Annotated in this window: 25 protein-coding genes; 13 read left to right on the top strand and 12 right to left on the bottom strand. The window is 55.9% G+C overall.

Annotated elements, in window-relative coordinates:
• Positions 1 to 220: 220 nt before the first annotated feature.
• Positions 221 to 826 (bottom strand): hypothetical protein, encoded by a 606-nt coding sequence (locus EUZ85_RS18355; RefSeq protein WP_127970657.1) that lies wholly within the window; start codon positions 824 to 826, stop codon positions 221 to 223.
• Between the two features lie 315 nt (positions 827 to 1,141).
• Here EUZ85_RS18355 and phnR point away from each other — a divergent pair, with 315 nt between their 5' ends.
• The 10 genes from phnR (at position 1,142) to EUZ85_RS18405 (ending at position 12,527) form a co-directional block, all read left to right on the top strand.
• Positions 1,142 to 1,858 (top strand): phosphonate utilization transcriptional regulator PhnR, encoded by a 717-nt coding sequence (phnR, locus tag EUZ85_RS18360; RefSeq protein ID WP_127970658.1) that lies wholly within the window; start codon positions 1,142 to 1,144, stop codon positions 1,856 to 1,858.
• 152 nt (positions 1,859 to 2,010) lie between these two features.
• Positions 2,011 to 3,039: a putative 2-aminoethylphosphonate ABC transporter substrate-binding protein gene (locus EUZ85_RS18365; protein ID WP_127970659.1), complete on the top strand. Its 1,029-nt coding sequence runs from the start codon at positions 2,011 to 2,013 to the stop codon at positions 3,037 to 3,039.
• A 1,182-nt stretch (positions 3,040 to 4,221) separates the two neighbouring features.
• The gene (locus EUZ85_RS18370; RefSeq protein WP_127970660.1) at positions 4,222 to 5,304 is read left to right on the top strand and encodes a putative 2-aminoethylphosphonate ABC transporter ATP-binding protein; all 1,083 of its coding nucleotides are present in this window, start codon (positions 4,222 to 4,224) and stop codon (positions 5,302 to 5,304) included.
• Entirely contained in the window at positions 5,301 to 7,022 is a 1,722-nt protein-coding gene (locus EUZ85_RS18375; RefSeq protein WP_127970661.1) for a putative 2-aminoethylphosphonate ABC transporter permease subunit, read from the top strand. The genes EUZ85_RS18370 and EUZ85_RS18375 overlap by 4 nt, the downstream gene beginning before the upstream one ends.
• Positions 7,023 to 7,075: 53 nt before the next feature.
• A complete protein-coding gene (locus tag EUZ85_RS18380; RefSeq protein WP_127970662.1) occupies positions 7,076 to 8,185 on the top strand; it encodes a 2-aminoethylphosphonate--pyruvate transaminase in 1,110 nt (369 codons plus the stop codon).
• Positions 8,182 to 9,066 (top strand): phosphonoacetaldehyde hydrolase, encoded by an 885-nt coding sequence (phnX, locus tag EUZ85_RS18385; RefSeq protein WP_127970663.1) that lies wholly within the window; start codon positions 8,182 to 8,184, stop codon positions 9,064 to 9,066. The genes EUZ85_RS18380 and phnX overlap by 4 nt, the downstream gene beginning before the upstream one ends.
• On the top strand, positions 9,063 to 9,986 hold the full coding sequence (locus EUZ85_RS18390; protein ID WP_127970664.1) for an EamA family transporter: 924 nt from the start codon (positions 9,063 to 9,065) through the stop codon (positions 9,984 to 9,986). The genes phnX and EUZ85_RS18390 overlap by 4 nt, the downstream gene beginning before the upstream one ends.
• A gap of 28 nt (positions 9,987 to 10,014) precedes the next feature.
• Positions 10,015 to 11,250 (top strand): FAD-binding oxidoreductase, encoded by a 1,236-nt coding sequence (locus EUZ85_RS18395; protein WP_127970665.1) that lies wholly within the window; start codon positions 10,015 to 10,017, stop codon positions 11,248 to 11,250.
• Positions 11,251 to 11,289: 39 nt separating this feature from the next.
• Positions 11,290 to 11,964, top strand: coding sequence for an HAD family phosphatase (locus EUZ85_RS18400; protein ID WP_127970666.1), 675 nt, complete (start codon positions 11,290 to 11,292; stop codon positions 11,962 to 11,964).
• The gene (locus EUZ85_RS18405; RefSeq protein WP_127970673.1) at positions 11,961 to 12,527 is read left to right on the top strand and encodes a phosphonate degradation HD-domain oxygenase; all 567 of its coding nucleotides are present in this window, start codon (positions 11,961 to 11,963) and stop codon (positions 12,525 to 12,527) included. Before EUZ85_RS18400 ends, EUZ85_RS18405 begins: the two co-directional genes overlap by 4 nt.
• A gap of 498 nt (positions 12,528 to 13,025) precedes the next feature.
• Here the strand turns inward: EUZ85_RS18405 and EUZ85_RS18410 are convergent, their stop codons facing one another.
• The 8 genes from EUZ85_RS18410 to corA form a co-directional block, all read right to left on the bottom strand.
• Entirely contained in the window at positions 13,026 to 13,802 is a 777-nt protein-coding gene (locus EUZ85_RS18410) for an ABC transporter substrate-binding protein (protein ID WP_127970675.1), read from the bottom strand.
• An 81-nt stretch (positions 13,803 to 13,883) separates the two neighbouring features.
• A complete protein-coding gene (locus EUZ85_RS18415) occupies positions 13,884 to 14,402 on the bottom strand; it encodes a peptidoglycan recognition family protein (RefSeq protein ID WP_127970677.1) in 519 nt (172 codons plus the stop codon).
• A 181-nt stretch (positions 14,403 to 14,583) separates the two neighbouring features.
• Positions 14,584 to 14,889: a hypothetical protein gene (locus EUZ85_RS18420; protein ID WP_241566803.1), complete on the bottom strand. Its 306-nt coding sequence runs from the start codon at positions 14,887 to 14,889 to the stop codon at positions 14,584 to 14,586.
• A gap of 116 nt (positions 14,890 to 15,005) precedes the next feature.
• Positions 15,006 to 15,899, bottom strand: coding sequence for a LysR family transcriptional regulator (locus EUZ85_RS18425; protein ID WP_127970679.1), 894 nt, complete (start codon positions 15,897 to 15,899; stop codon positions 15,006 to 15,008).
• Positions 15,900 to 16,541: 642 nt separating this feature from the next.
• Positions 16,542 to 17,252 carry a purine-nucleoside phosphorylase gene (gene deoD / locus EUZ85_RS18435; protein WP_127970684.1) on the bottom strand — a complete coding sequence of 237 codons (711 nt, stop codon included), beginning with the start codon at positions 17,250 to 17,252 and terminating at the stop codon, positions 16,542 to 16,544.
• A gap of 63 nt (positions 17,253 to 17,315) precedes the next feature.
• Complete coding sequence (locus EUZ85_RS18440) at positions 17,316 to 18,563, bottom strand: phosphopentomutase (RefSeq protein ID WP_127970686.1); 1,248 nt, start codon at positions 18,561 to 18,563, stop codon at positions 17,316 to 17,318.
• Between the two features lie 240 nt (positions 18,564 to 18,803).
• Positions 18,804 to 19,571 carry a deoxyribose-phosphate aldolase gene (gene deoC, locus EUZ85_RS18445; RefSeq protein ID WP_127970688.1) on the bottom strand — a complete coding sequence of 256 codons (768 nt, stop codon included), beginning with the start codon at positions 19,569 to 19,571 and terminating at the stop codon, positions 18,804 to 18,806.
• A gap of 132 nt (positions 19,572 to 19,703) precedes the next feature.
• The gene (gene corA, locus EUZ85_RS18450) at positions 19,704 to 20,648 is read right to left on the bottom strand and encodes a magnesium/cobalt transporter CorA (RefSeq protein ID WP_127970690.1); all 945 of its coding nucleotides are present in this window, start codon (positions 20,646 to 20,648) and stop codon (positions 19,704 to 19,706) included.
• A 399-nt stretch (positions 20,649 to 21,047) separates the two neighbouring features.
• Here corA and EUZ85_RS18455 point away from each other — a divergent pair, with 399 nt between their 5' ends.
• Positions 21,048 to 22,421: a discoidin domain-containing protein gene (locus tag EUZ85_RS18455; protein WP_127970692.1), complete on the top strand. Its 1,374-nt coding sequence runs from the start codon at positions 21,048 to 21,050 to the stop codon at positions 22,419 to 22,421.
• A gap of 157 nt (positions 22,422 to 22,578) precedes the next feature.
• On the top strand, positions 22,579 to 23,211 hold the full coding sequence (locus EUZ85_RS18460) for an HAD-IA family hydrolase (protein WP_127970694.1): 633 nt from the start codon (positions 22,579 to 22,581) through the stop codon (positions 23,209 to 23,211).
• Positions 23,212 to 23,284: 73 nt separating this feature from the next.
• Here the strand turns inward: EUZ85_RS18460 and EUZ85_RS18465 are convergent, their stop codons facing one another.
• From EUZ85_RS18465 to EUZ85_RS18475, 3 genes are all read right to left on the bottom strand, one after another.
• On the bottom strand, positions 23,285 to 24,262 hold the full coding sequence (locus EUZ85_RS18465) for a transposase (RefSeq protein WP_127970696.1): 978 nt from the start codon (positions 24,260 to 24,262) through the stop codon (positions 23,285 to 23,287).
• Positions 24,263 to 24,432: 170 nt separating this feature from the next.
• A complete protein-coding gene (locus EUZ85_RS18470; protein WP_127970698.1) occupies positions 24,433 to 25,161 on the bottom strand; it encodes an alpha/beta fold hydrolase in 729 nt (242 codons plus the stop codon).
• Positions 25,162 to 25,240: 79 nt separating this feature from the next.
• Positions 25,241 to 25,618 (bottom strand): DUF4440 domain-containing protein, encoded by a 378-nt coding sequence (locus EUZ85_RS18475; protein WP_127970700.1) that lies wholly within the window; start codon positions 25,616 to 25,618, stop codon positions 25,241 to 25,243.
• Between the two features lie 87 nt (positions 25,619 to 25,705).
• Between EUZ85_RS18475 and EUZ85_RS18480 the strand changes: the two genes are divergently transcribed.
• Positions 25,706 to 26,605, top strand: a complete 900-nt coding sequence (locus EUZ85_RS18480) for a LysR family transcriptional regulator (RefSeq protein ID WP_127970702.1) — start codon at positions 25,706 to 25,708, stop codon at positions 26,603 to 26,605.
• Positions 26,606 to 26,721: the final 116 nt, after the last annotated feature.

Genomic DNA, 26,721 nt, shown 5'->3' on the forward strand with positions numbered 1-26,721 from the left:
CCTAAGTACGAGAATCGTATTAAGTACGGGGGTTGCAAGAACTTGGCGGTAACCTGTTGGAATGGTTAAACAAAACCGCCTTTAATTCACCCTGAACAGGGGCAAGAACCGCACCAGGTCAGAAAATGCCTGGGCGAGGAGGGAAATTGGCATGGGAAGTTTGATGAAAAAGCGCCGCTAACGCAGCGGCGCAACAAGTGAGCTTTAATTCAACGCAGGCTCAGACCGGCAGCCCGGCGCTGGCCACCCAGCCAGGGATGGCTGTGTGATCGATGAGTCGTTTCACCTCACGGTTCTTGGTGGCGAAAGCGAACACATCGATGGTATCGCGGCTGACGCAAGCCAATACCGCGCCGGTCTGGTAACTCATCAGTTCGTCCTGCGTCAACATGCCCAGGCTGTCCCATTTATACAGCAGCTTGCCGCCTCTGGCCTTGAAGTATTCAGTGGGGTCCGCCAGCCTGCCGCCGCCCCGATAAGCGTGCACCGCGTGCAGGTATCCAAGCGGTCCGCGGAACAGATAGAACACACAGCCGGAGAAGCTGTCGGAATAGATATAACCAGGGGCTTCCAGGTCAGCGAAGGTCGCCTGGCGATCACGATATTTGATGTTCACCGCATCCGCCCCTTCCGGCCCCGGCACAGACTTCAGAAGCACTTCATTGTCGCCAAACTCCACTTTCGCGTGAGTGAAGTTGTCCATCATGCCGTCCCGTTGCGGGGCCTGAATGATTTGCTTGGACACCAGCTTCTCGTTGGCTGCGTTGTACCAGACCAGCCCGCCGCTGCGGATCACCTGGCCCACTCGTTCTGCATTAACAGTCATGCGTTATTTCCTTGAAAATTAAAACGTTCCACTTGGAGTTACCGCGTCTTGGGAACGACGCCGAGACTTCCGACAGGCGTCAGCGTCGCAAGTTCCCTTACCGCCTCCTGATCGTTCTTTTCCTGTTGCGACGGCAGCCTGTGGTTTCTGCTAAGCTTCGCAAACAAAGTCAAAAGGCGACGGGAACGCTGAATTCGGAAAAGAGCGACGTCGACTCACCGGTTAGCGGCGTTGACCTTCGACGGACCGTCATAGAATCGTCATATAGCTTCAATAGCCTTGTCGTATTTTTGGAATAGACCAGAAGAATCTTTGATGGAAAAGCAGATCGACAACCATTACCGCTACCTGCAACAGCACTTCAGCTATCTGATCCGCCAGCAGGCCCTCCTGCCTGGAGAGAAGCTGCCTTCTGAACGGGATATCGGCGAACGCTTCAATCTCACTCGCATGACGGTACGCCAGGGATTACAGATCCTGGAAGCCGAAGGGTTGATCTATCGCCAGAACCGGCGCGGCTGGTTCGTCTCGCCGCCGGCGGTGGTGTACAACCCGGCGCGGCGGCAGAGTTTTATTGAGTACGTGTCCAGTCAGGGCTTTGAACCCAGCACTGACCTGATCGGCGTCACCGTCAATCCTGCGGACGCGCGTATGGCGGAGCTGATGAAAGTCGACAAAGGCGCGCGCCTGTTGTTCTTGCAACGCCGCCGCTCCATTGACGGGCGCCCCGTGCTGATCGAGCACATCTATATCAACACGGCGCTGCTGCCCGGCATCGAAAAGGAAGACATGTCGCAGTCATTAACCCACCTGCTGCGCAGCAAGTATGGGCAGGCCTATCACAGCATGAACCTGATTTTTAAATCCACTGCGCTGCATGAAGACGCCGCCCGGGAACTAGGCGCAGCGGCGGGTCTGCCCGGCCTCCATATCGAGCGAACCAACTACGACGCCTCCGGTCGGGTATTGGAGTTGGACTACGAATACTGGCGTCATGACGCAGTGACGATCCAGATCGACGTCAACGACTAATCTTCTCGCAACCGCTCGCCACTCAAATACGGTGCATACGCCGGTTAATCACAAAGTTCTTCAAAACGTCACCTTTCTGCAACATTCAGTCGCTACCGTTGCCTCTGGTATAGACCAGAAGCAACCTCCAACCCTCACCAAGGAGACTGAAAATGACGTTGAAGTATCTGTTGAAGCGTGTGAGCGTCCTGGCCGGCGCAGCTCTGTGTTCCCTGGCGGCCCAGGCGGCGACCACTGAATTGACCGTATATACCGCTATCGAAGCGGAAGATTTGAAGAAATACGCGGCGCGCTTCAACGAAGAGCATCCGGACATCAAAATCAACTGGGTGAGGGATTCCACCGGTATCATCACCGCCAAACTGCTGGCGGAAAAAGAAAACCCGCAGGCGGACGTCGTCTGGGGCCTGGCCGCCACCAGCCTGATGCTGCTTAACGACGAAGGCATGCTGCAATCCTACAAGCCCAAAGGCTATGACGCCCTCTCCCCTAAATTCCGCGATAACAATGCGGAGCCTGTATGGACCGGCATGGACGCCTGGATGGCGGCAGTGTGTTTCAACACCGTGGAAGCGGAGAAACTCAATCTGCCCAAGCCTACTTCCTGGAAAGACCTGACCAGGCCGGAATATCAGGGCCATATCATCATGCCTAACCCCAACTCCTCCGGCACAGGCTTCCTGGACGTGAGCAGCTGGCTGCAGATGTTCGGCGAGGAAAGAGGCTGGCAGTACATGAGCGACCTGCACCAGAACATCAGCCGCTACACCCACTCCGGCTCCAAACCCTGTAAAATGGCCGCGGCCGGTGAAACCCCCATCGGCATCTCCTTCGCCTTCCGCGCTGCAAAATCCAAGAAAGACGGCGCGCCGCTGGACATTATCTTCCCCCAGGAAGGCCTGGGCTGGGACATGGAAGCCACCGCTATCGTGAAAGGCTCCAAGAAAATGGACGCCGCCCAAACCCTGGTGGACTGGACCGTCTCCCGCAAAGCCAATGAAACCTACAACGAAGGCTACGCCGTCGTCGCCATGCCCGGCGTCGCCAAACCGGTGCAGTACTTCCCGGAAAACGCCGAAGCCCTGATGATCGACAACAACTTCACCTGGGCCGCCGCCAACCGCGAACGCATCCTGGCGGAATGGCAAAAACGCTTCGACGGCAAGAGCGAAGCCAAGTAATCAGCGCTAACCGCGCTAACAGGACACCCACTTTAAACGCCCCTCGCATTCGTGCTGAGCTTGGGATTAAAAGTGGGTGCCCATTTAACATCGCCGTTCGTCCTGAGCCTGTCGAAGGGCGGCAGACAAACGCGGCCTAAAGTGGGTGTCCCTGTAATGGCCTTGATGATGACTGGACCATAAGAGCGCTTCGACAGGCTCAGCGCGAACGGATGTGATTGGGGTTAAAAGTGGGTGTCCGTTTAACACCGCCGTTCGTCCTGAGCCTGTCGAAGGGCGGCAGACAAACGCGGCCTAAAGTGAGTGTCCCTGTAATGACCTTGATGATGACCGCAAGTTGTCAGGACACCCATAAGAGCGCTTCGACAAGCTCAGCGCGAACGGGTGAGCTTGGGATTAAAAGTGGGTGTCCGTTTAACACCGCCGTTCGTCCTGAGCTTGTCGAAGGGCGGCCGACAAACCCGGCCTAAAGTGGGTGTCCCTGTAATGACCTTTATGATGACTGGAAGCTATTAGGACACCCATAAGAGCGCTTCGACAGGCTCAGCGCGAACGGGTGTGTTTGAGGGTTAAAAGCGGGTGTCCGTTTAACACCGCCGTTCGTCCTGAGCCTGTCGAAGGGCGGCAAACAAACGCGGCCTAAAGTGGGTGTCCCTGTAATGACCTTGATGATGACCGGAAATTAGCAGGACACCCATAAGAGCGCTTCGACAAGCTCAGCGCGAACGGGTGGGTTTGGGATTGAGTTTTTAGGGATAAGCAGTTGTTTCGAGGGTGTGTTCTTAACCGGACATCCAATTTAAAAGCTCACCTCGTTCGCGCTGAATTTAGGATTAAAAGCGGGGGTTTATTTAACACCACCGTTCGTCCTGAGCCTGTCGAAGGGCGGCAGACAAACGCGGCCTAAAGTGGGTGTCCATGTAATGACCTTGATGATGACCAGAAGTAATAAGGACACCCATAAGAGCGCTTCGACAAGCTCAGCGCGAACGGGTGTGTTTGAGGGTTAAAAGTGGGTGTCCCTGTAATGACCTTGATGATGACCGGAAGTAATCAGGCCCCCCATAAGAGTGCTTCGACAAGCTCAGCGCGAACGGGCGAGTTTGGGATTAAAAGTGGGTGTCCAGTTAGTTTCAGCGGACGCCGGTTAAATTTTGATAGACAGAACAAGAGTAATTAAAGATGTCCAAGTCCCCCGCACCTTATCTGCAGTTGACCGATATCGATCAATACTTCGGTAATTTCCAGGCGCTGAGATCCGTTTCGCTGTCCGTGAATGAAGGTGAGTTCATCTGCTTTCTGGGACCTTCGGGCTGCGGTAAGACCAGTTTGCTGCGCATTATCGCTGGACTGGATGTCCTCAGTGCGGGTCAAGTGACGCAGGGCGGGCGGGACATCACTCATGCGCCGGTGAAAGCGCGGGATTTCGGCATCGTGTTTCAATCCTATGCCCTGTTTCCCAATTTATCTGTGGCGGATAACGTCGGTTATGGCCTGAAGTCTCAGGGCGTGAAAGCGGATGAGCGACGTCAGCGGGTGCGTGAGCTGCTCAGCGTAGTAGGCCTGGACGGCAGTGAAGATAAGTACCCTTCGCAACTGTCCGGCGGACAACAACAACGGGTCGCCCTCGCGCGGGCGTTGGCCACTTCCCCGGGTTTATTGCTGCTTGATGAGCCCCTGTCTGCCCTGGACGCCCGTGTGCGTGCGCATTTGCGACAGGAGATCAAACAACTGCAGGCGCGGCTCGGCGTGACCACCATTATGGTCACCCATGATCAGGAGGAAGCGTTGACCATGGCGGACCGGATTGTGGTGATGAACCACGGCCGCATTGAACAGATCGGCTCCCCTCAGGATATCTATACCCATCCCCGCACGCCCTTTGTGGCGGAATTCGTGGGAGAGATGAATTTTCTACCAGGGCGCGTCGGCCCGAATCATTCACTACAGACGGGACCGGTGACGTTGCAGTGCGCCCGCGCTGCGGATATGTCGGAGTCCGCGCCGGTAAAAATCGCCGTGCGTCCCGAGGATATCCGTCTGCGTCTGAACGGCGATCGCCATAATGTACTGAGCGGCAGCGTGCTGGACATCCAGTTTCTTGGCTCCCGCGTGCGCTCGCGCCTCGCCCTGGACAGCCAGAACGCCGTATTGGTGGCGGATATTTCCATGAATGAGATGGCGGAGCTGGGATTGCGTCAGGGGCAGTCCGTGGAATTTCAACTGCCTCGTGATCGTCTGCGATTGTTTGCGGAGGCGTCATGAGTAGAGCGACCATGACCCTGCCAGCCCGCCCCAGCGTCATCCCGCTATCCATCACTCTACGTCGTAGCCGCGACGAATGGGCGCTTGGCGGCGCCATGCTGATAGGTTTGCTGGCGTTATTGACGGCAGTCGCCGCGCCTTTGTACGCGTTGCTGTCCAAAAGTCTGCAAAACCGGGCGGGAGATTTTGTCGGCCTGGAAAATTTCATCGCCTACGCGAATACTCCCTCGCTGGTGGCGTCTATCGGCAACTCGCTGACGATCGCTTTACTGAGCACTGTCATCGTGATCACCCTGGCGTTCCTGGCCGCCTATTCGCTGACTCGCACCCGCTTGCCCGGCAAAGGCGCGTTCCGTATGGCGCTGGCGGCGCCGATTCTGGCGCCTTCGTTATTGCCTGCCATCAGTCTGGTGTATCTGTTCGGCAACCAAGGAGTCATCAAAACATGGCTGTTGGGAGAAAGCATCTATGGTCCGATCGGCATTGTTATTGGCTCCTGTTTCTGGACCTTTCCCCATGCCCTGATGATCCTGGTGACGGCGCTGTCCAATACCGACGGACGCCTGTACGAGTCCGCTTCCGCGCTAGGTGCGTCGCCCCTTCGCACGTTTTTTACCGTCACCCTGCCCGGCGCCAAATACGGCCTGATTAGCGCCGCCTTCGTGGTGTTCACTTTGGTCATCACGGACTTCGGGGTGCCTAAGGTCATTGGCGGCCAATACAACATGCTCGCCACGGACATCTACAAGCAGGTGATCGGTCAGCAGAATTTTCAGATGGGTGCGGTGGTGAGTGTGATTTTGCTTCTGCCTGCGATCCTGACTTTTCTGGCGGACCGTTGGGCGCAGCGACGCCAATCCGCAGCGTTGACCTCAAAGGCGGCGCCCTGGACGCCGCCCCGTCGCCCCCTAGCGGATAAGGGCTGCACGCTTTTCATGCTGCTGCTGACGGCGACGATCCTGGGAGTCATCACTATGGCGATCTACGCCTCACTGGTGACGTTCTGGCCCTACAACCTGAGTCTGTCGTTGAAGAACTATCAGTTCGACCTGATGGACGGAGGCGGTTGGGAGGCTTACTGGAACTCCTTACGAATGGCGACCTATACCGCATTTTTCGGCGCTATTTTTATCTTTTTCAATGCTTATCTGGTGGAGAAGCTGCAAGGTTTCCGCCCCTTGCGCGCCCTGTTCCACTTTATCGCCATCCTGCCGCTGGCGGTGCCCGGCATGGCGCTGGGGCTGGCGTACATCTTTTTCTTCAACGCGCCGTCCAACCCACTGAACGGCCTGTACGCCACCATGGCGATCCTGGTGATCTGCACCATCGCGCACTTTTACACGGTCTGTCATCTCACCGCGGTGACCGCCTTGAAGCAAATCGATCCAGAGTTCGAGGCCGTGTCCGCCTCGTTGAAAGCGCCGCAATGGTTAACGTTCTGGCGCGTGTCCTTGCCGGTGTGTCTGCCTGCGGTATTGGAGATTGGCGGCTATCTATTCGTCAACGCCATGACCACCGTGTCCGCCGTCATCTTTCTGTATTCCCACAACACCATGCTGGCGTCCGTGTCCGTACTGAACATGGACGACGCCGGGGACATCGCCCCCGCTGCGGCGATGGCGGTCATGATCATGCTGACCTGTCTGGTCGCCAAGCTTCTGCAATGGCTGTTGGGCGGCCTGTTACTGCGACGCACCCAGAAATGGCGCTGCGCCTGAAGACCGCGATGGCGTCCCCAGGATTTTCTCTTTCGTTTTTTGAGGGCTCATTTATGAACCAACCCAATTATTATCTGCTCACCCCCGGCCCGATCACCACTTCCCGCACGGTAAAAGAAGCCATGCTGACGGACTGGGGCTCCTGGGATCAGGACTTTAATCAGGTCACCCAGACGGTGCGGGATAAGTTGCTGGCCGTCGCCAATGCCCAGGACACCCATGTTTGCGTACCTTTGCAGGGCAGCGGCACTTTCGCCGTGGAAGCGACCCTGGGAACCCTGCTTGGTCCGCAGGATAAGCTACTGGTGCTGATGAACGGCGCCTATGGACAACGCATCGCCAAAATCTGCGACTACCTCAAGCGCCCCTACGTCTGCATCGACACCGGCGACTACCTGCCTCCCGACCCGAACGCCGTGGCGGAATTGCTGCGTCAGGACGCCAGCATCACCGCTGTGGCGGTGGTGCATTGCGAGACCAGCTCGGGGATTTTGAATCCCGTTGAAGCCATCGCAGAAGTGGTCAACGCCGCCGGGCGCAAGTTGATTATCGACTCTATGAGCGCCTTTGGCGCCCTGCCCGCAGACGCAAAGCGACTGGGCTACGCTGCATTGATCTCCTCCGCCAACAAGTGCTTCGAAGGAGTTCCCGGCTTTGGCTTCGCGTTGATTCGCCAGGACTTGCTGGAGCTGGCCAAAGGCAACGCTCACTCGCTGAGCATGGATCTGCATGACCAGTGGGCTTATATGGAAAAAACAGGACAATGGCGCTATACCCCGCCAACCCATACGGTAGCGGCGTTCGCCCAGGCGCTGCGGGAATATGAGGAAGAAGGCGACGCCCCCGGACGTCTGGCCCGCTATACCCGTAATCGCGACCAACTCGTCGCCGGTATGCGTCAATTGGGTTTCCGTACACTGCTGGAAGAACGCTGGCTATCGCCGATCATCGTCACCTTTTTATCCCCTGACGATCCCAGCTTTGATTTCAAACGCTTCTATCAAGAACTGAAGCAGCGCGGCTTCGTGATCTATCCGGGCAAACTGACCCAGACCGAAAGCTTCCGCATCGGCTGCATCGGCAAAATCGACACGCCGGAAGTGGCGCGTCTGCTGCAAGCCGTCAAAGACACCCTTATCGCTATGGAGATTTCTCTGTCATGAGTTACGCCTATCAACGTTTTTACCGCGGCCCCATTGAAGCCGTCATTTTCGACTGGGCCGGCACCACCTACGATTTCGGCTCGATGGCGCCGATTCGCGCCTTTCAGAATCTGTTCGCCGAGCAAGAGATTCCCATCACTCTGGCGGAAGCCCGCGAGCCGATGGGGACGGAGAAACGCGAACACATCACGCGAATCCTGACCATGCCGCGAGTGCGCGAAGCCTGGAGAGAGAAATATGGCGCGCTGGCGAGCGAGGCGGACATTGATCGCCTGTATCACGCCTTCGTGCCGATGCAGATCGAGGCCATTCGCGAATGCGCCCGCCCTATCCCCGGCCTGCTGGAAACAGTCGCCTGGCTGGAGCGACGCAATATCAAAATCGGCGCGAATACCGGCTATAACCGCGACATGCTGGACGTTCTGGCGGATATCGCCGCCGCCCAGGGCTATCGTCCCGCCAGCAATGTGTGCGCAACGGACGTGCCCAAAGGGCGCCCTTATCCTCACATGAGTCTGAAGAACGCGCTGGAGCTGGGCGTTGGCGACGTGCGCGCCTGCATCAAAGTGGACGACACCCTGCCCGGCATCGAAGAAGGCCTGGCCGCAGGCATGTGGACCGTCGGCGTCACCACCTCCGGCAATGAAGTCGGCCTGAGCCAGGAAGACTGGACCGCATTGGACAGCGCCAGCAAAACCGTCTTACGAGAGCAGGCGCAAGAGCGTTTTCGGCGCGGCGGAGCCCACGTCATCATCGGCAGCGTGGCGGATCTGCCCGCGGCGGTAGAGTATATTGAGCGCTGGCTGGCGCAAGGCCACGGCCCGGACACCACCGGTCTGGCCGGCGTCACCTTAACCGCGGCGGGAGTTTCCCTCAGGTGACATGGACGGCTTTGGTTTTGGTGCTGATTTCCGCTGTCGCCCATGCGGGCTGGAACTTCTACGGTAAGAAGTCCAGCCCCACCATCGCCTTTTTCTTTCTGGTGACCTTGTTCGGTTTTCTGCTGTTCGCGCCAATTCTGTTCGCGCAGACACAACTGATCGCCGCCTTTGACGCCAGAATTCTGCTGCTGTTGCTGGCGACTGGCTTGTTCCAGGCCGTGTATTTGAGCGCCCTGGCGGCGGCTTATCAGGCCGGGGATATGTCCATTGCTTACCCCATTGCGCGTTCATCGCCGCTGATCATCGTCTGCCTGACCACCTTCGCTCTCGGCCAACGCGACAGCATCAGCGTGCAAGCGATGATCGGCGTGGCGTTGATTGTGGGTGGGTGTCTGTTTATCCCTATGACCCGTTTCAGCGACCTGCGCTGGTCCAACTACGGCAACCGCACCACCGCCTTCGCCCTGCTGGCGGCTGTGGCCACCGCCGGATATTCCATCGTCGACGACGCCGCCACCAGTCAGATGCGCGGACTACTCGATCCTGTCAGTGGACGCCCCTGGGCGGACCCGCTCCAGGTGTCTCTGGTCTACGTCACCTTGCAGTGCCTGAGCGCTGCGCTATGGATGTCCTTGTTAATCGCTTTAGTCAGCAAGGAGCAAGAGCGCCTGCAACCGTTACTGCGTCACTCTTTGGTGCGATGCATAGGAACCGCCGCCTTTATGACCGGCGCTTATGCGTTGGTGATTCTGGCCATGGCGTTCGCCAGTAACGTCAGTTACGTGGTTGCGTTTCGTCAGGTCAGCATTCCCTTGGGCGTGCTAATGGCGGTGGTGGGGTTCAAGGAGAAACTGTATCCCCCCAAGGTTGCGGGCGTCTTCACCACCGTATGCGGGCTGGTCGCCGTGGCGCTTGGGTAAGGTCTGTTAACGTGATTGATGAAAGAAGATGAGTACCACAAATCGACATTTTGACGTCATTGTCATCGGCGCCGGCATCCTCGGATGCGCCAGCGCCGACTATTTAAGCGCGCAAGGACAGAAAGTCCTGTTGCTGGATCGACGCGCGCCCGCCAGCGCCACCACCAGCCAGGCCGCCGCCTTGTTGGGACGCGCCCGCGGCGACGCCACCGGGCTGGAGATGGTCGACGAAACCTGGCGTGCGATTGAACGCCTGCAAACCAACTTGAAGGAAGACCTGGATCTGCGCGCCTGCGGCAGTCTGCACGCAGGCGTCAGCGCCGCCGCCAGCGCCAAAATCCACACGCTGGCGGACGAAACGAGCAAACGGCGCCGCTCCGTCCGTTATCTGGACACCCATGATTTGCAGACGCGCCTCCCCTGGTTACAAGCGCCCAAGGACGTTGTGGCTGTCTTCGTCGCCGAAGACGGCTATATCGACCCCTATCAACTGGCCAGCGCGTACTTGCGTCATGCTCGTCGCTGCGGCGCCAGGTTACAGCTCAATGCCGAGGTCGCGGAAATTCTGACGGACAGTCAAGGCGTCTGCGGCGTAAGGTGCGCTGATGGCGTCAGCTATTATTCTCGACAGCTTGTGCTGACGGGCGGTCCCTGGAGCGCGCTGCTATTGCGCCCTTTAGGACTGGCGCCCGCCATGGCGCCGGTGCGCAGTCAATATTGGATCTCCGCCCCGGACGCACGCATCCAGCCGGATACGCCGGTCCTGGTGCTGCCGGACGCCAACGCCTATGCACGCCCGGAAGTTGGTGGACTGTTATTCGGACTGCGCGACCGCCAGCGTGTGCATTGTTCGCCCGAGCTGCTACCGGAGGACATCCATCGCTTCAGTTTTGATCAGGACAGCAATGGCCTCGCGTCGCTGGAAGACGGTTACGCGGGTCTTCAGCGTTGGCTGCCCATGTTGGACGAATTAAGGATCGCCGCCTATGTCAGCGGCGTATCCAGCTACACCCCGGACGGACATTTTCTGATCGGCTCCTTGGGAATCCCCGGTTTGTGGCTGGCGTCCGGATGCTGCGGCGGCGGTGTCGGGGCGTCTGGCGGTTTTGGACGTCTGATCGCCGAACTTATCAGTGGCGCCAAGCCCTTCACCAACGCCAGCCTGTATGACCCTAATCGTTTTGACGCCCACGACGTCAATCCATTCGATCCCGCCTTTCGACTGCGCTGCGCTCTAGCGCGTGAAGGCAAAGTATCAGGCTAATATTTGCTTTTTTTATGACTCACGATTTTAGGTTTTTCTATGCCCTTAGCGCTTTTTGATCTCGATAACACCCTGCTCGCCGGCGACAGCGCGCAAGCTTTTTCCGAATTTCTCGCCGCCCGGGACGACATCGCCACGCCGCCCAATTTCCTGGAGCGCAACCAAGCCTTTATGGATGACTACGAAGCCGGGGCCCTGGATTTCAACGCCTACATGTCCTACACCCTGGCGCCCGTGGTGGGACTGCCGCCTGCGCAGCTGCAAGCGCTGATCCACGCTTATCTGGACACCCACATTAACGCCATGATTCCCTCACGCGCCCGCGCTCTACTGGAAGAGCACCACCGCGCCGGCGACCCGGTCGTCATCGTTTCCGCCACCGGCGCGCACTTGGTGGAACCAATCGCCGCTCGCCTTGGCGTAGCCCATGTGCTGGCGGTGGACATTGAGACTCGGGACGGCGTCATCACTGGCGCCCTTATCGGGACACCCACTTTTAGAGAAGGCAAAGTCATCCGGGTGCAGGCATGGGCGGCCCAGCATGGCTGGGATTATCACAGCGCGGCCTTTTACAGCGACTCCCATAATGACCTGCCGCTGCTGGAGGCTGTCCGTCGCCCGGTGGCGGTTGATCCTGACCCCGTCCTGCGACGTATCGCCGCCGAGCGGAATTGGGAAATCCTATCGCTAAGAGATGAAAAGGCGCATTCATGATAAGCCATCAATTTCTGACTGAACTGGAGCGCCTGTTCAGCCTTTATGGAAACAGAAGCTACGGCGAGCACTGCACGCAGTACGAACACATGGCGCAATGCGGCTGGTGTGCGCAGCGGCAAGGCGGCTCAAAAGCGCTCATCGGAGCTGCGTTTCTACACGACATCGGACACCTGCTGGCGGAAGATCGCAACCTGCCCGGCCGGGATCAATGGGGCTATGTCCATCACGATAGTCTTGCTGAGTCCTGGCTACGGGAACACGGACTGCCAGAAAACCTGATCAGGCCTATCGGCATGCATGTGCAGGCGAAGCGTTATCTGGTGGCGACCCGACCTGAGTACGCCAAAGGACTATCCGTCGCCAGCCAGGCCACCCTGTTGCAACAGGGCGGCCCGTTCACCGAAGAACAATGCCGCGAGTTTGAAGCTGACCCCGCCTTTCACGACGCCATTCGCCTGCGGGAGCTGGATGAGCTAGGCAAGGCGGAAGAGTTTGAATTGCCGCCGCTGCAAGAGTGGGTGTCCTGGTTAGAGCGGCATTTTAGTCACCAGACTCAATGAACCATATCTGACAATTTAAATCATTTATATTCAATAGATTAACAACATAACTTAAACCTATTTATAATAATAAATAAGACCCCTTTTTCTGGCTAATCGCTGGTATGCCTCGACTAGTCACCGCCACTTTAAGATGGGTGTCCTGATAAGCAGGTTGAGGCCCGCCACCGTTCAATTCTTGAACACGTCATCCTCGAGCAGTCTGCAGATCTTGCCCGATTGGACATTGAAATTGACGTAGCCAATGGACTCCAGCGGCATTTTGATCCACCAGGCACAAAGGTGGCGGCGTAAGCGTGGGTGGAGATGATGGTTGTGTCCCCCAGGGTCAGGCCGTGTATAGCTCCTTCATAGGTATCTCATATATATCAGTGAGTTAGAAGAAAAAGTGAAAATCAGACTACGATAGTCCCTTGCTAGATAGAAGCGCTTAAATATGGAAAAGTAAGGATGATCGTTGTTAACCGTCTTTCTGAGACCAAGATCTGTTTATCTAATTCATGGAGATCCAGGGGATTGTGTATTAGCCATGGGATTGAACCGTGCAATCAGACCTTCTTCCCGCATCGCCCTCAACGTCGCCTCCAGAGCGGGGGCCAGATCCTGGTTGCGCTTGTGTACATACAAATAGGTCGAGACGCTTTCCAACACGCCAGCTTTGTTAATGCTGGCGTGAGAAAACTCCTCCGCGTGCAACAGCGGATCGACCACAAAGTCGAGGTCGATGTACAGATCCGCCCGCCCCGCCTGCAGACGCCGCAAGCCCAGGTTGGCGTTGGCGACAAATTCCACCGGGCCCAGTTGCTTGATTTTAGGAAGCTCCTCCTCACAGCTCCCAACGCCTAAGCGACAATCCACCCGTAAATCCTGTCCGGCCAGGCTACTCCAGCCGTTCACCCGCAAACCGGGAGACAGCGCATAGGCGGTAAAGCTCACCTCCCACAAAGGCGCGTTAATTCTTATCAGGTTCGGGTGCGCCGCCTCATACCCCGCCACGCGGCTGGGCAAACCATCCACCAGGCCAGAGTTAGCCAGCGCGCCACAGCGCTTGGAGGGGAAGGTTTTCATTTCAAACTCCAAGTTGAGACGGCGAAATACTTCGGTATAGAAGAGCTTGTACTGGCGACCCTGTTCGGTTTCCGCCACTTGAGAAGACACCACCAATACCATTTTGCGAGCGGCGTAGGTGGGCGTTGCACTGAGAGCGATAACGCAACCCAGCAACAACAAGCGCATCGCCAATAGACAGGATACGTGGCTTCCAGATAGGAGCATGAGACAGAACGGCATAAAGCGGCGGACAGACATACTTCAAGCATAGTTGGAAAACGCCAGGACGCTATGCTAATGCGAGCCTCAAGCTATATCCCGCTGGAAACGGGCCATGGGAAAGCGTGAGCCAGGGCATTGCGTCGACTCTCCGGGAGTCATGCCATGGCCGGAGACATTCGCGGCGGGAATATCGTAGCGGGTCATCAATGCACGGGTCAGCCTGACTAAAGCCTGGTACTGAGACTCAGGCACATCGCGTTTTTCAAAATCGCCAATCAGGCATACGCCAATACCGAGAAAGTTACGCGTCAGATTATGCAGCGTCAGATGCCCGCCCCAGAGGTCATACTCCTGCCGCCAGTCGCTGGCCACCTCTCCCATAGCGAGCCCATGGCCGTTGCCGATGACATAGTGATAGGGAATCGCATGAATGGGATCGTTGGGCTGGCGTTCTCGATGCACCCGTTGCAGCAACGCCAGATCTCCAGAGGCGCCGCCGCTGTGATGAATGACGATATAGCGCCAGCGACGCGGCCAACTCCAGACTCCCAGCCCCGCCGCCGCAAGCAGCGACGAGGCGAGAATAAACTTGCGGCGGTTCATAAGGTTCGTGGCGGCCTCGTTCTTCTCGGCGTCCCAGGCGCCCGCGATTTATACATCGGTTTACTAAAACGCGCTTACCAGGACACCCACATTAGTCAAAGCGTTCAGTACTACCTTCTCCTTTATCGCCGCGCAAGTTAAACGTCATTAAGCCGTCCGTTCTGCGTGCTGCCGTAGCGGTTCAGGCTGCACTCAAGTTTCGGCTTTCCGCCGGAGCCTCAAAGACGTGGTAAGCCTCGGGCCCAAAGGGATCAAGCGCCGTATCAAGGTGGCAGTAGTTCTCCGGCACCGGCTCGCCTGACATCACCACGTAAAACAGCCGGGGTTGAGAGGGTATTTCCACCGCCAAGGGCTCCTCAACCCAGATAAACACAGCTTTCTCCGTCACCAGATATTCGGAGCGAACAATCCGGCTGCCTTCTCGCAGCATGATACGATTGGCGGTTTGCGGTCCTTCAAGACGATATTTGTGGATAGCTTTCATCATAGCGTTTACCTGTTGCTTGCTTCAGTCTCAGTCTGGCAAAGCCAACAGATCGAGAAAAGCAGTTTTAAACGTCGTTTTGATACGGTTTTTTCGATCTTAATGCCTTCTTTTGATGCTCAAGACGCTGAACGGCGCAGACAAATCGCCTCCACCGCCGGGTTACCGGAGCGAGCGCTGCGCGTGACGGCGTACAGCCGCTCAGTCACCGCTTCAATGCTGCCTACCAGCTCCACTTGGTACTGCCGCAATACTTCCTCACAGATGACGGTTGGAGCGGCGAATACACCCAGACCGCGAGCGCCGAACACTTTGACCAATGCGCTATCGTCAATTTCCGCTTTGATGACCGGCTTGACGCCATGATCGCCCAGCCAGCGCATCAATTGCTGAAAATACGGCGACTCCAGAGTTGTCGCTAATAATGGCTGTCCATCCAAGCTGAGAGGAAAGTTTTTGCGTAAAGTACGCGCCAGATCGGGCTTGGCGAACAGGCTGATGCTGGAGCTTTCCAGCTCGCGCCAGTGGGTCTGGCTGTCTCGATGAAGGGGCGGCAAGCGATCCGCCAGCACGATATCCAGACGATAACTCAGCAGCTCCTGCACTAAGTGCTCGACAGTCCCCGAGCGACACGAGAGCTTGACCTCCCGATCCAGATGCAGGGCCGGCTCCAACATGCGGTAAGCGAACAGTTTATGGATCGAAGCGGAAATCCCCACCGCCAGACTGATGGAGCGCCCACTGGTCACCAGCAACGCAACCTGTTGCAGCTCGCCGGCCACCCGGAACATATCGTCCGCGTAACTGAGCACCAGCCGGCCAAGCTGGGTCAACGTCATACGCCGTCCCTTGCGATTGAACAACAAACCGCCCAGCGACTCCTCAAGGGAGGATAATTGTCCGCTGAGCGTCTGCGGCGCCAGATTGAGTTCCTTACTGGCGGCGACCAGCGAGCCCTCCCGCGCGATCACCCAGAAATAGTAAAGATGTTTAAAGTTCAGCGATTTCAGCATTAATGCGGCTCTCCCTACCTGTCTGCTACCTCTCTGTTTAGCAGAAGCAAGGGGGTTGTTGAAACCTGAAGAGCATTAAAACGCCCGCCTGTTGAAGCAGTGATGTTTTCGTGCACGAAAGGTGGGTGTCCATTTAATGATTTTGACGATGACTGGAAGTTATTAACATGGCAATGATATTGGCATGTTAATCATCAGGCGCATGGACGCGCCTGCGCGGCGTTAAGCCGCGGGAGACAGGGCCTGACATGTGCAGGCCCTGTCGTTGCAGACAAATAGAAGGAAGCTATTTGTCTGCCTGATTAATAGTAGGACACCCAGTAAGAGCGCTTCGACAAGCTCAGCGCGAACGGGTGGATTTGGGATTGAATTTTTAGGGATAGACAATTGCTGGCTTGGCGGCAAGCCTTGGGAAACCGGATCGGACAGGGTCTACGGTGGGTGTCTTGCTAACATTGCACTATTAGCGTTGAGACCGTAACCCCTTCAAAATCCTGGGGTTCAGTCACACTCAAAATGTGGGTGTCCTGTTAAGAACACCATGGCTGAGCCCCCGCAAACATGGGGGCCCATCGCACCTTAACGGTGGGTGTCCTGCTAGCGCTATTCGTGTAAAAAGTGGGTGTCCTGTTAACGTGATGGCTAGAAGCTGACCGCCGCTTCCAGGGCGATTTCCACCATGTCGTTGAAGCTGGTGCGTCTTTCTTCCGGGCTCAGTCTTTCACCGCTTAACAGATGATCGCTGACGGTGCAAAGCGCCAGGGCTTTGCCGCCACATGCGGCGGCCACGCCGTAGAGTCCGGCGGCTTCCATCTCCACCGCCTTGACGCCATGTGCGGATAGGTGTTCTGTTAAGCCGGGATCGGCGGCGTAGAACAGGTCTGTGGTGAACAAAGCGCCAACATGGTATCGCGTCTCCCGACGACGGGCGGCGTTGACCACTGGCTCCAGCAAATCATAGTCGGCAATGGCGGCGAAATCGTAATGATTGAGACGCACTCGGTTCACCAAAGAGTCCGTTCCTGCCCCCATTCCGATAACGATGTCGCGCACTTTCACTTCATCGCGAATAGAACCGCAGGAGCCGACGCGAACGATATTTTTCACATTGAACTGGGTATATAGCTCATGGGCGTAGATGGAGATGGAGGGCACGCCCATGCCTGATCCCATAACCGAAAGCCTGCGTCCACGGTATTCGCCAGTGTATCCGAGCATACCGCGCACATCATTCACCAACACGGGTTTCGCCAGATAAGTCTCCGCGATGTGTTTGGCTCGGAGCGGATCGCCCGGCATCAAAACGGTATCTGCAAAGTCACCGGGATTAGCGGCGATATGAGGAGTGGCCATAATCGTCTTCCTTATGTGATGAGGTGAAACAGATGGGCGCGCATCCCGGCGCCCTGGGATAATTTAATGGGCTGCTGGAGCGAGAAAGGATTCGCCGAAGTCCAGTCGGCCAAGATGAAAGTATTCCGCCAGCGTCTGACCGATGTCGGCGAACGTCTTTCTGGCGCCGATAAAGCCATGTGGCGCACGCTTGCCGTACATCAGGATGGGAATATGCTCCCGTGTATGATCGCTGCCGGGCCAGGTAGGATCGCAGCCGTGGTCCGCCGTCAGAATCAGCAGGTCGTCATTCCTCATGGAGCCCATAATGTCCGGCAACATGGAGTCAAAATTTTCCAGCGCCTTCGCATAGCCGGTGACGTCGCGACGGTGGCCGTAAAGCATGTCGAAGTCCACCAGATTGGTGAAAATCATCGTGCCTTGCTCATTTGTCGCGCCGTCGCTCTCGTTCATTGCTGTCAGCGTCGCTTCCACCAGCGCACATAGACCGTCCGCCTTGACCGAACGACTGACGCCTTTGCCAGCATAGATATCGGAGATTTTGCCAATGGCGATCACCTGCCCTCCGGCAAGATTCAGCTTATCCAGCAGCGTTGGTTTATGAGGCGGCGTGGCGAAATCACGGCGAGCGCCGGTGCGACGAAAGTCTTCCGGCGATGCGCCCACAAAAGGACGCGCGATGACGCGGGCGATGTTATAGGGGTCGATATGTTTGCGGGTGATTTGGCACAGCTCATACAAACGCTGCAAGCCAAAGGATTCTTCGTGGCAGGCGATCTGAACAACACTATCCGCGCTGGTGTAGAAAATCGGCTTGCCCGTCGCCATATGCTCCATGCCCAGATCCACAATAATCTGGGTGCCGGAGGCATGAACATTGCCCAGCACGCCAGGCAGCCCGGCTTCTTCAACAATGGCGTCGAGCAACTCCAGCGGGAAGCTTTGCTGCTTATCGGTGAAATAGCCCCAATCGAACAGCACGGGAACGCCGGCGATTTCCCAATGCCCGGAAGGCGTGTCTTTGCCGGAGCTTAGCTCTTCCGCAAAGCCATAAGCACCCATAATGGCTGGCGTCGACTCTAACCCTGGCGCCGCAACGCCGCAACTGGCTTCTCCCGCCTTGCCCAGGCCTAACCGATTCATGTTGGGAAGCCGCAGTGGCCCTGCTCTGCCTTGGCTATCGCAAGCGCCGGCGGCGCAGGCTTCGGCGATATGCAATAAGGTGTTGGCGCCGGTGTCGCCGAAACGCGCCGCATCGGCCGTGGCGCCAATGCCAAAGCTGTCCAGTACGATCAAAATTGCCCTGCTCACACTCTCTCCTTAAAAGTAACTTCTGTCTCCATGACGGTTCGTTGTTATTAACATGGCAATGATATTGGCATGTTAATCACCAGGCGCATGGACGCGCCTGCGCGGCGACAAGCCGCGGGAGACAGGGCCTGACCTGTGCAGGCCCTGTCGTTGCAGACAAATAGAAGGAAGCTATTTGTCTGCCGGATTAATATTGTGTTATCGGCGCTCGTTGGCGCGATCTGCGTCTTGCAGTGTAGATCAGTATTCCAATGTGGCGTGGTCGGAACCGTGTCCCAACAACACCAGCAGATTATGCAACAAGCTGCTGGCGCCAAAGCGGAAGTTGTCTGGAGACACCCAGTCGTCACCCATGATATTCATCGCCAGACTGAGGTAGAGCCGCGCCTGCTCCGGCGTGCCGACTCCGCCAGCGGCTTTAAACCCGACCGGCGCACGGGACTCGCGTATGCAGTTGAGCATGACTTCCGCCGCATCCAGCGTCGCATTGACCTTCACTTTTCCGGTGGATGTCTTCAGAAAATCCGCGCCGGCGGCGATCGCCAATTCACTGGCGCGTCGCACATTGTCCGGAGTCATCAATTCGCCGGACTCAATGATGACCTTTAATGGGACCGCCTCGCCGCAAGCGGCTTTCACCGCGGCCACTAATTTGCGCCCCGTGTTTTCATCTCCCGCCAGCAAGGCTTTATAGGGAAACACAAGGTCGATCTCATCCGCCCCAGCGCGGATCGCTTCGGTGGTTTCCACAATCACCGCGTCGGCTGGCGATTCGCCGTGAGGGAAGTTCACCACAGTCGCCACTTTCACAGGCGAGTCGCTCAAATTTTGCTTCGCCAGCGCGACAAAACGGGGATATACGCACACTGCCGCCACCCAGCCTTCCGGGGTGCGCGCTTTCTGGCAAAGGGCGGTGATGCTGGCGTCCGTGTCCGCTTTATTCAGCGAAGTCAGGTCCAACAATGGGATAGATAATCGGGCGGCTTCTTGTAGTGTCAAACGTCTCATTCCTGGTTCCTTGGTCACATATAAAAATCCTAAAAGCGCATTATTATGCGCAGATACCCACGATTCAAAACGGATATAAATCAAATTTCATCTTCATACCGCAATTCTCCGCCTCACTGTTGCAAAAGCCGTCTACAGCCACCCCTTGCGCTTGAAATACAAATAGGGGGCCACTGCAGACACAATCATCAGGCCGATCGCCCAGGGATATCCCAACAGCCATTTCAGCTCAGGAATATAGTTGAAGTTCATGCCATAGATACTGGCGATCAAGGTGGGCGGCAGCAAAACCACAGATACGATGGAGAAGATTTTAATGATCTGGTTCTGGTGAATATTGATGAAGCCTTGCGTGTAGTCCATCAAGTAATTGATCTTTTCAAACAAAAATGTGGTGTGAGACATCAACGTCTCCACATCGCGCATGATTTCCTGACAGGTCTGCTGCATCTCCGGCCAGGGCTTGGCGTGACGCTGCAGAAAGGAGATCGCGCGCTCCGTATCCATCAGGCAAAGTCGCACCTTGCCGTTTAAATTCTCCACTCGCGCCAGTCCGCCGATAGCAGCCTGCAAGTCACCGCCCTGCTCCAGCACCTGATGGCTGATATGATCGAGCTTACGATGGGTGTCCTCTATCACATCCGCCAGATTTCCCACTTTTTGCTCCAGCAGCGCCACCAGCAGTTGAGCCGGGCCAGCCACCTCCACCTGGCCTTTCTCCGCCCGCGTCCGGAACAACCCGAAGTCAGCGCAATCGCTCTGCCTTAATGTAATCAGCCGCTGTGTCTGCAATATAAAAGCAACCGTGACCGTTCTGGGTCGGCCGTCTCCGTTCGACAAAAACAGCGAGTGCACGTGCACGCCGTTGGCGTCAGTGAAAAACCGCGCTGAAGACTCGATCTCCTCCACCGCCGACGACTCCGGCAAATCCTCGGGTAATAACGCATTCAGCAGTTCGCGCTCCGCCGCATCCGGCGCCTGCGCATCAATCCAGGAAGCCTCCTGCAGCGTCTCTTGGGACACAGAAGACGAAACCTCATGAACTCCGTTATCCCTGATCGTAAACAACTTCAGCATGCTGATTCCTTGAATATTGTGCAGGTTGGGTTATGGCGAAGGCGTCTGGGCGCTTACCAGGACACCCATAATTAGCGCTGTATTTAAACATCGACTTAGTAGGACACCCACTTTTGCGGCAGAGAAACATTTGTCGCCGGGCAGGCTCTCATAATCAGTGAGTGCATCGCTGCCGTACAAATTACTGGGACCCCCACAATTAGCCAGTTAAACAGATGTAATAAATCCCTGCATCTGAGCAGGAGGTTGCGCACCTTTGGACTAGATCCCTTTTAGCCCCTTTGGGTAATCGTTTGGGAACGGTTCCCAACCTAGACTCGAAAACGTATCACGTTAATAACAGGCATCGCCAAGCCTGACCGCCAATGAACCTAATTAAAGCAATAAGGAAGGACACCCATGATTTCATCCCACTGGCGCAGACATGCGCTAGCGCTCTCTATCGCAGCGGGAGCTGGCCTCGGCCATTGCGCTTTCGCAGCGGAGAATCTGGCGCACATGCGACCTGTCACTACGTCTTCTGTCGAATCCAGCGATCTCAGCGGCTACATGGCCGTCGACGGCGACGCCAGCACTCGCTGGGGTAGCGCCTACGGCAGTTCAGCCTGGATCTATGTGGACCTGGGTGAAAAGCGATCCATATCCCGCGTCAGGCTTACGTGGGAAGCAGCTTACGCTAAAGCCTATGACATACAGGTCTCCAACGACGCGTCATCCTGGACGACAGTCCGTTCCGTCACTGACGCAGACGGGGACGTTGATGATCTGACCAACCTGAACGCCACCGGCAGATACGTCCGCATCAAAGGTAAAAAGCGTGGAACCGAATACGGTTATTCGTTGTGGGAAATAGAGGTTTATGGTGCGGACGCAAACAACGGCGGAGAAAAATCCGTCACGCTCTACGAGGACACCCACTTTAAGGGCTATGCCGTTGAGCTGCCCGTTGGCGACTACAACTTAACCAGCCTGATATCCCGTGGCGCATTGAACGATGATCTGTCTTCCGCCCGAGTTCCCAGTGGTCTAAAGCTGGAGGTGTTTCAGCACAACAACTTCAAAGGCGTACGTGACCTCTACACGTCTGACACGGCGGAATTAGACCGCGACGATGACGCATCCTCTGTACGCGTCTCCAAAACGGAAACAACGGACGGAGGCTCCGATGTGCACCCGGATTGGCAGTCGGGACATAACTACGAGGAGGGAGACATCGTCCGCTACAAAGGGAAGCTGTATATCGCCGTTCACGCCAATCCGGGCTATGACCCGGTCATCAGCCACTGGTTCTGGGATGAGTATCAAGGGGGTGAAGACGGTGGTGACTCAGACGACGGCAATGACGATGGAGACAACGGGGACGACTCCGGCGCTAACTGCGCCGCCGGTAATAACTGGAACGAAGCCAATCTGACCAACTACGAATCTTACCCTGATCCCAACAGCGAAGAGTGCATCAAGTACAACGGCTGCGAATGGGCCGGCCAATTCGCAGGCCTGGATGGCGTGCAGCCGGAAAGCTGGGTCAAAGCCCACAATATCGCGGCGGTTCACTCCAAAGACTTCAACTGGTTGAACGGTAAAACGCTACGGTTACGTCAGGGCGGTAAGGAAATCGATGTCGTCGTGTACGACATGTGCGCCGATTCGGACTGCGATGGCTGCTGCACCCAAAACCTGGGTCGTACGGGTTATCTCATCGACATTGAGAAGTACACCATGCAACGTTTTGGGACCGGTTCAGGCACGGTCCAGTGGCAGGTGTGCGACTGACCTTTCTCGGCTCCACGACCTCAATCCGGTGGACAGCCACCGGATTTACTTCTCACTGCTTTCCCTTCGCTAAATAGCTGCTATCTTTTTACTCGCATATAAAAACCAACGAGCCGTCCTTCAACCGCCGCCCGACTAAAACAAAAAGGATTTTTACGTGGTTGCCTACGTTATTTTCGATTTTGATGGGACTATCGCCGACACCTACTCCTGGTTTCTCAAAAATATCCAAGATATGTCAAAGACCTTCAACTTCCGCTATGTCACTGAGGAAGAAGGCGAAACGCTGAGGGATAAAACCTACGGCGAAATTATGGAGTTTTTAGGCATCAGCGCCTGGCGCACGCCACAATTGGCGAGGGAATTCAGAAAGCGCGCCGCCGGTAAGATGACCAGCGTCAAACCCTTTCCCCACATCAAAGAGACGCTTCAGCGTTTAGCCGATCACGACTACAAATTAGGCATCGGTTCGTCCAACTCAGAGAGCAATATCCGTATGTTTCTCAAACATAATGATCTCGAAGTGTTCGACTACTTCAGTTGCGGCATGTCTTTGTCCGGCAAGGCGCATAAGCTGCGAGCGCTCCTAAAAAACGAAAGAATACAGGCCCACGAGGCGATTTATATCGGCGATGAGCTGAGAGACATTGAGGCCGCACGCAAAGCCGGCCTGAAATGCGGCTCCGTCGCCTGGGGCTACAACACCTTCACACGCCTGAAAGAAGAACAGCCGGATTATTGCTTTGAAACGCCACTGGAAATTGTTGAAAAGCTGGTGGAGAGACTTTGATCCGCGCTCTTATTGTGGGTGTCCTGTTAACCGGTTTCATTTAATTCGCTCAGCTCTGCCGCTCCTGTGCTATTCATACCAAAAGCAACCTGGCGTTAGCGCCGCCAGGAATCCGCTTGTAACCCAGCTTGGCGCAGACTGACTTCAGCCGATAGAAGGCGCCAACCCAACCTCTGAAGTGACTCTCAAATTTGTGACTGGCCGTCAGCCAGTGATTAGGATCGAAGTTCAAGCGTTGCAGTATTGGCGGATAGCTTTGATGGATATAGCCAGGTTTATCCTCCCTTTGCGCTCTTCCCGTCCAATCCACCAGCGCCAGATAGTCATCCAGAGCGAATGGAATCCCCTGAGAGGATTTATTTCGATGAGAGCCTGTAAACGGCATGAGTTTAGCTGGCTGATGCGACTGTTCACTTTTGAGAGCGTTAATGCGCCTTTGGATGGAGGTGTACTGGCTTCCCTCCGGCGTCCTCGCCAAATTAGCTCGCACGGGATTTAAATCGACATAGGCCAGGCACGCCAATAATGCTTTTTCGTCCAACAGCGCTTGAGACTTGAAACGCCCCTCCCAGAACCGGCCAGTACAGCCATCTTCCCGGTTCGCCATTCTTGCAATGGGCTCATTCAGGCAACGCATAAACCAACTGATGCAAGCAAGCCGCTGTCGCCATACAGCGATCTGCTTTTTCAGCAAATGGAAGTGAGCATCTTCTATCGGCTCGCCTCGCAAATAACGCCAACTCAACTCGGTCCCGGTAAAAAGGGTGTTCCAGCGACGCACGACTTCCCTATCGCTCCATGAGGCCGCGTTACTTGCATTGACATGAAGCACGACATGGAAATGATTACTCATCACCGCATAGGCGCACACGTCCATGGCGAATACAGAAGAAAGGAATAATATGCGGGACTCTACCCATTTGCGGCGATGAGAATAATCTCGACCGTCAGTATCCTGACCGCATAAGTAGGCTTGTCGCACACAGCGGGAGATGCAGTGGTAAAAAGGCGTGGCTTCGACGGAAATCTGCGCATTCCGTGGCTTTGGCATGGTTTTCATCCTTGAATTAACGTCACAAAGTGCTGGCTATATAACCAGCATTATTGGTGGTCGTCAAGTCTGGACGGGCGGGTAATAAAACGGACACCCACTTTAATACAGTGGGTGTCCTGATAAGCTCATGCGATTATTCGCACTGCTTTCTCAGACGTTTCAATGCCCTATAACTCTTCGGCAATCGCCAGCAGGTAGGCCGCCACTTCCGTCGGTTGCGTCAGGTTTGGGCAATGCCCGGTAGCCATCGAATAAGTGCGACGAACGCCTCCTTGTGCGGCCATTTGTCTCTGCGCCGCAAGCGGCACAGCGTTGTCTTCTGTTGTTTCAATGTAGTACTTCGGAATGGCGCCGCAACGCTCCTCAGTGATACACAGCTTTTCAAACAGCGGAGCAGCTGGTTCCGCCACCATGTATTTAGCGGCTTCACTAAAGGCTTCCGCGGACGCATCCTGAGCAAAAGCGGCGTGAGCTTTTTCCGCGGAGACATAGGCTTCCGTCTTATCATCTGACAAATAGAAGTTTTCCACCGCCAGAGATCCTGTCACGCCAGCCACCGCATCGCCAAACGAAGCGTCATTGGGCAACAGAAACGCCGCCAGATAGACCAGGCCGCGAATTTTCTCAGGCCGCGCCTCCGCAACTTGACTGATGGTGACTCCTGCAAAACTGTGTCCCACCAGAATAACCGGTTGCTCTGAGCGATCCACCGCCTCCAACACAGTCGTCACGTAATTCTGCAGCCGGATAAGTTTAGCTGGCGTTTGATCCGCGCCATGGCCCGGTAAGTCAGGTGCGATAACAGTGTGTCCCTTCGCCGTCAATTGATCCGCCACATGCTTCCAAGCCCAAGCGCCCAGCCATGCTGCGTGTACAAGAATATATGTGCTTTTCATAGATACCTCTGTGTTAAATGACAAACGTTGAAGTGGGTGTCCGGTTACTAAAGTGGGTGTCCTGATAAGCTCAGGCGCTTTACTGTGGATTCAGGCTCAGAACGCTAAAGTCATCCTGCGCCAGTTTCCATTCACCACTATCCTGCTTCACCCACAGCTCTTTGCTGATAAAGCCGTTGGCGATATTCATGCGCCAGTTAGCGGAAAGAACGGCGCTTTTGGCGTCGATGACTTTGACGTTTACGTCCATATACTCCAGTTGCGAAGGGTTGAGGTTGGCGAAGTCGCGCCAGAATAAGGCGATAGCGCCAGAGCCTTTGAATTCTCCAACCGGGTCCACACGCATGAGGGCGTCGGACAGGTAACCGGAGAGGCAACCTTCAACATCGCCACGGTTAAAGCAGGCAATCCATTCTCTGCTGGCGCTCAGGACTTCTTCGATAACGATCTGGGACATTTCACTTTCCTCTCTCTTGCTGTTTCGGGAACGATAGGAATAATATTCGAATTCACTAACGCAATAATTGGCTCGTTTTAAAACTCAATGTTTAGAAATAATGAACAAAAAGCGCTTCCCTATCGTATGCTGGTCTTTCATGAGGTGGTGAAGTGCGGATCTTTTACCGGCGCCGCAGAGAGCTTGGGACATACCCGGTCAGGTATCAGCACTTATATCAGCCAACTGGAAGCATTAGTCGGTACGAAGCTGCTGAGTCGTAGCACCCGGCGACTGCATCTGACGCCTGCGGGACGCCAGTTCGCAATGCGCTGCGAACAAATGGCGGAAACACTGCAACTGGCGGTGGATGAGTTACAGGACTTTGAGCAGGAACCTCAGGGGCGGATCGCCATTACCGCTCCTCACGCCTTTGAATCTCTACTCGTAGAGTCAGTGATAGCCGATTTGTGTCGGCAATATCCAAAGCTGATCGCTGATGTCACCTTCTCAGATCAGAAGCTTGATCTGCTTGAGCATAAACTGGATATGGCGATCACAGTTGGCCCGCAGAAAGACAGCGACTATCACGCGCTAAAACTGGGTGTCCTGCGTTCGTTTCTGGTTGCTTCGCAAGCTTATCAGGACACCCATGGCAAGCCTGATCCTCAGCAGTTCCAAGACCACACCCTGATTCTGCTGCCCTGGCAGCACAAAGCGTCTCTGTTCAACAACGGCGAGCAGATTCCTTTACAGGCGGGTAAGACAATGCAGGTCAATACGCTGCCGGCGGCGATCAACTATGCCCGGCATGGATTAGGCTTGCTGCTGGCCCCCTCCATTTTCGTGGCGGACGCCATTGGTCGCGGCGAGTTGGAAAGAGTGGCCCCGGATTGGCAGGCGGAAGACAGAGACGTCTACGCCTTGCATACCCTTGGCAAGCGCCTTCCTTTCATTCTCAGGCAGGCGACGGAGCGGCTGAAGTGGAAGTTGGAGTCGTTGGGATAACGCAGGGGTTTCTATTGGGGTGTTTACAAGGACACCCACTTTTACCTCTTTAACGGCATATTGAGATTGAACGCACGGCCATTCCGTTTTCACTGCTTACCAGGACACCCATAATT

Origin of the sequence: Hahella sp. KA22 (genome assembly GCF_004135205.1) — a bacterium.
Lineage (GTDB): Bacteria > Pseudomonadota > Gammaproteobacteria > Pseudomonadales > Oleiphilaceae > Hahella.

Coding starts and splice junctions, on each gene's coding strand:
- EUZ85_RS18355 (WP_127970657.1), bottom strand. CDS start 826: ATGACTGTTAATGCAGAACGAGTGGGCCAGGTGATCCGCAGCGGCGGG.
- phnR (WP_127970658.1), top strand. CDS start 1,142: ATGGAAAAGCAGATCGACAACCATTACCGCTACCTGCAACAGCACTTC.
- EUZ85_RS18365 (WP_127970659.1), top strand. CDS start 2,011: ATGACGTTGAAGTATCTGTTGAAGCGTGTGAGCGTCCTGGCCGGCGCA.
- EUZ85_RS18370 (WP_127970660.1), top strand. CDS start 4,222: ATGTCCAAGTCCCCCGCACCTTATCTGCAGTTGACCGATATCGATCAA.
- EUZ85_RS18375 (WP_127970661.1), top strand. CDS start 5,301: ATGAGTAGAGCGACCATGACCCTGCCAGCCCGCCCCAGCGTCATCCCG.
- EUZ85_RS18380 (WP_127970662.1), top strand. CDS start 7,076: ATGAACCAACCCAATTATTATCTGCTCACCCCCGGCCCGATCACCACT.
- phnX (WP_127970663.1), top strand. CDS start 8,182: ATGAGTTACGCCTATCAACGTTTTTACCGCGGCCCCATTGAAGCCGTC.
- EUZ85_RS18395 (WP_127970665.1), top strand. CDS start 10,015: ATGAGTACCACAAATCGACATTTTGACGTCATTGTCATCGGCGCCGGC.
- EUZ85_RS18400 (WP_127970666.1), top strand. CDS start 11,290: ATGCCCTTAGCGCTTTTTGATCTCGATAACACCCTGCTCGCCGGCGAC.
- EUZ85_RS18405 (WP_127970673.1), top strand. CDS start 11,961: ATGATAAGCCATCAATTTCTGACTGAACTGGAGCGCCTGTTCAGCCTT.
- EUZ85_RS18410 (WP_127970675.1), bottom strand. CDS start 13,802: ATGCTCCTATCTGGAAGCCACGTATCCTGTCTATTGGCGATGCGCTTG.
- EUZ85_RS18415 (WP_127970677.1), bottom strand. CDS start 14,402: ATGAACCGCCGCAAGTTTATTCTCGCCTCGTCGCTGCTTGCGGCGGCG.
- EUZ85_RS18420 (WP_241566803.1), bottom strand. CDS start 14,889: ATGATGAAAGCTATCCACAAATATCGTCTTGAAGGACCGCAAACCGCC.
- EUZ85_RS18425 (WP_127970679.1), bottom strand. CDS start 15,899: ATGCTGAAATCGCTGAACTTTAAACATCTTTACTATTTCTGGGTGATC.
- deoD (WP_127970684.1), bottom strand. CDS start 17,252: ATGGCCACTCCTCATATCGCCGCTAATCCCGGTGACTTTGCAGATACC.
- deoC (WP_127970688.1), bottom strand. CDS start 19,571: ATGAGACGTTTGACACTACAAGAAGCCGCCCGATTATCTATCCCATTG.
- corA (WP_127970690.1), bottom strand. CDS start 20,648: ATGCTGAAGTTGTTTACGATCAGGGATAACGGAGTTCATGAGGTTTCG.
- EUZ85_RS18455 (WP_127970692.1), top strand. CDS start 21,048: ATGATTTCATCCCACTGGCGCAGACATGCGCTAGCGCTCTCTATCGCA.
- EUZ85_RS18465 (WP_127970696.1), bottom strand. CDS start 24,262: ATGCCAAAGCCACGGAATGCGCAGATTTCCGTCGAAGCCACGCCTTTT.
- EUZ85_RS18470 (WP_127970698.1), bottom strand. CDS start 25,161: ATGAAAAGCACATATATTCTTGTACACGCAGCATGGCTGGGCGCTTGG.
- EUZ85_RS18475 (WP_127970700.1), bottom strand. CDS start 25,618: ATGTCCCAGATCGTTATCGAAGAAGTCCTGAGCGCCAGCAGAGAATGG.
- EUZ85_RS18480 (WP_127970702.1), top strand. CDS start 25,706: ATGTTTAGAAATAATGAACAAAAAGCGCTTCCCTATCGTATGCTGGTC.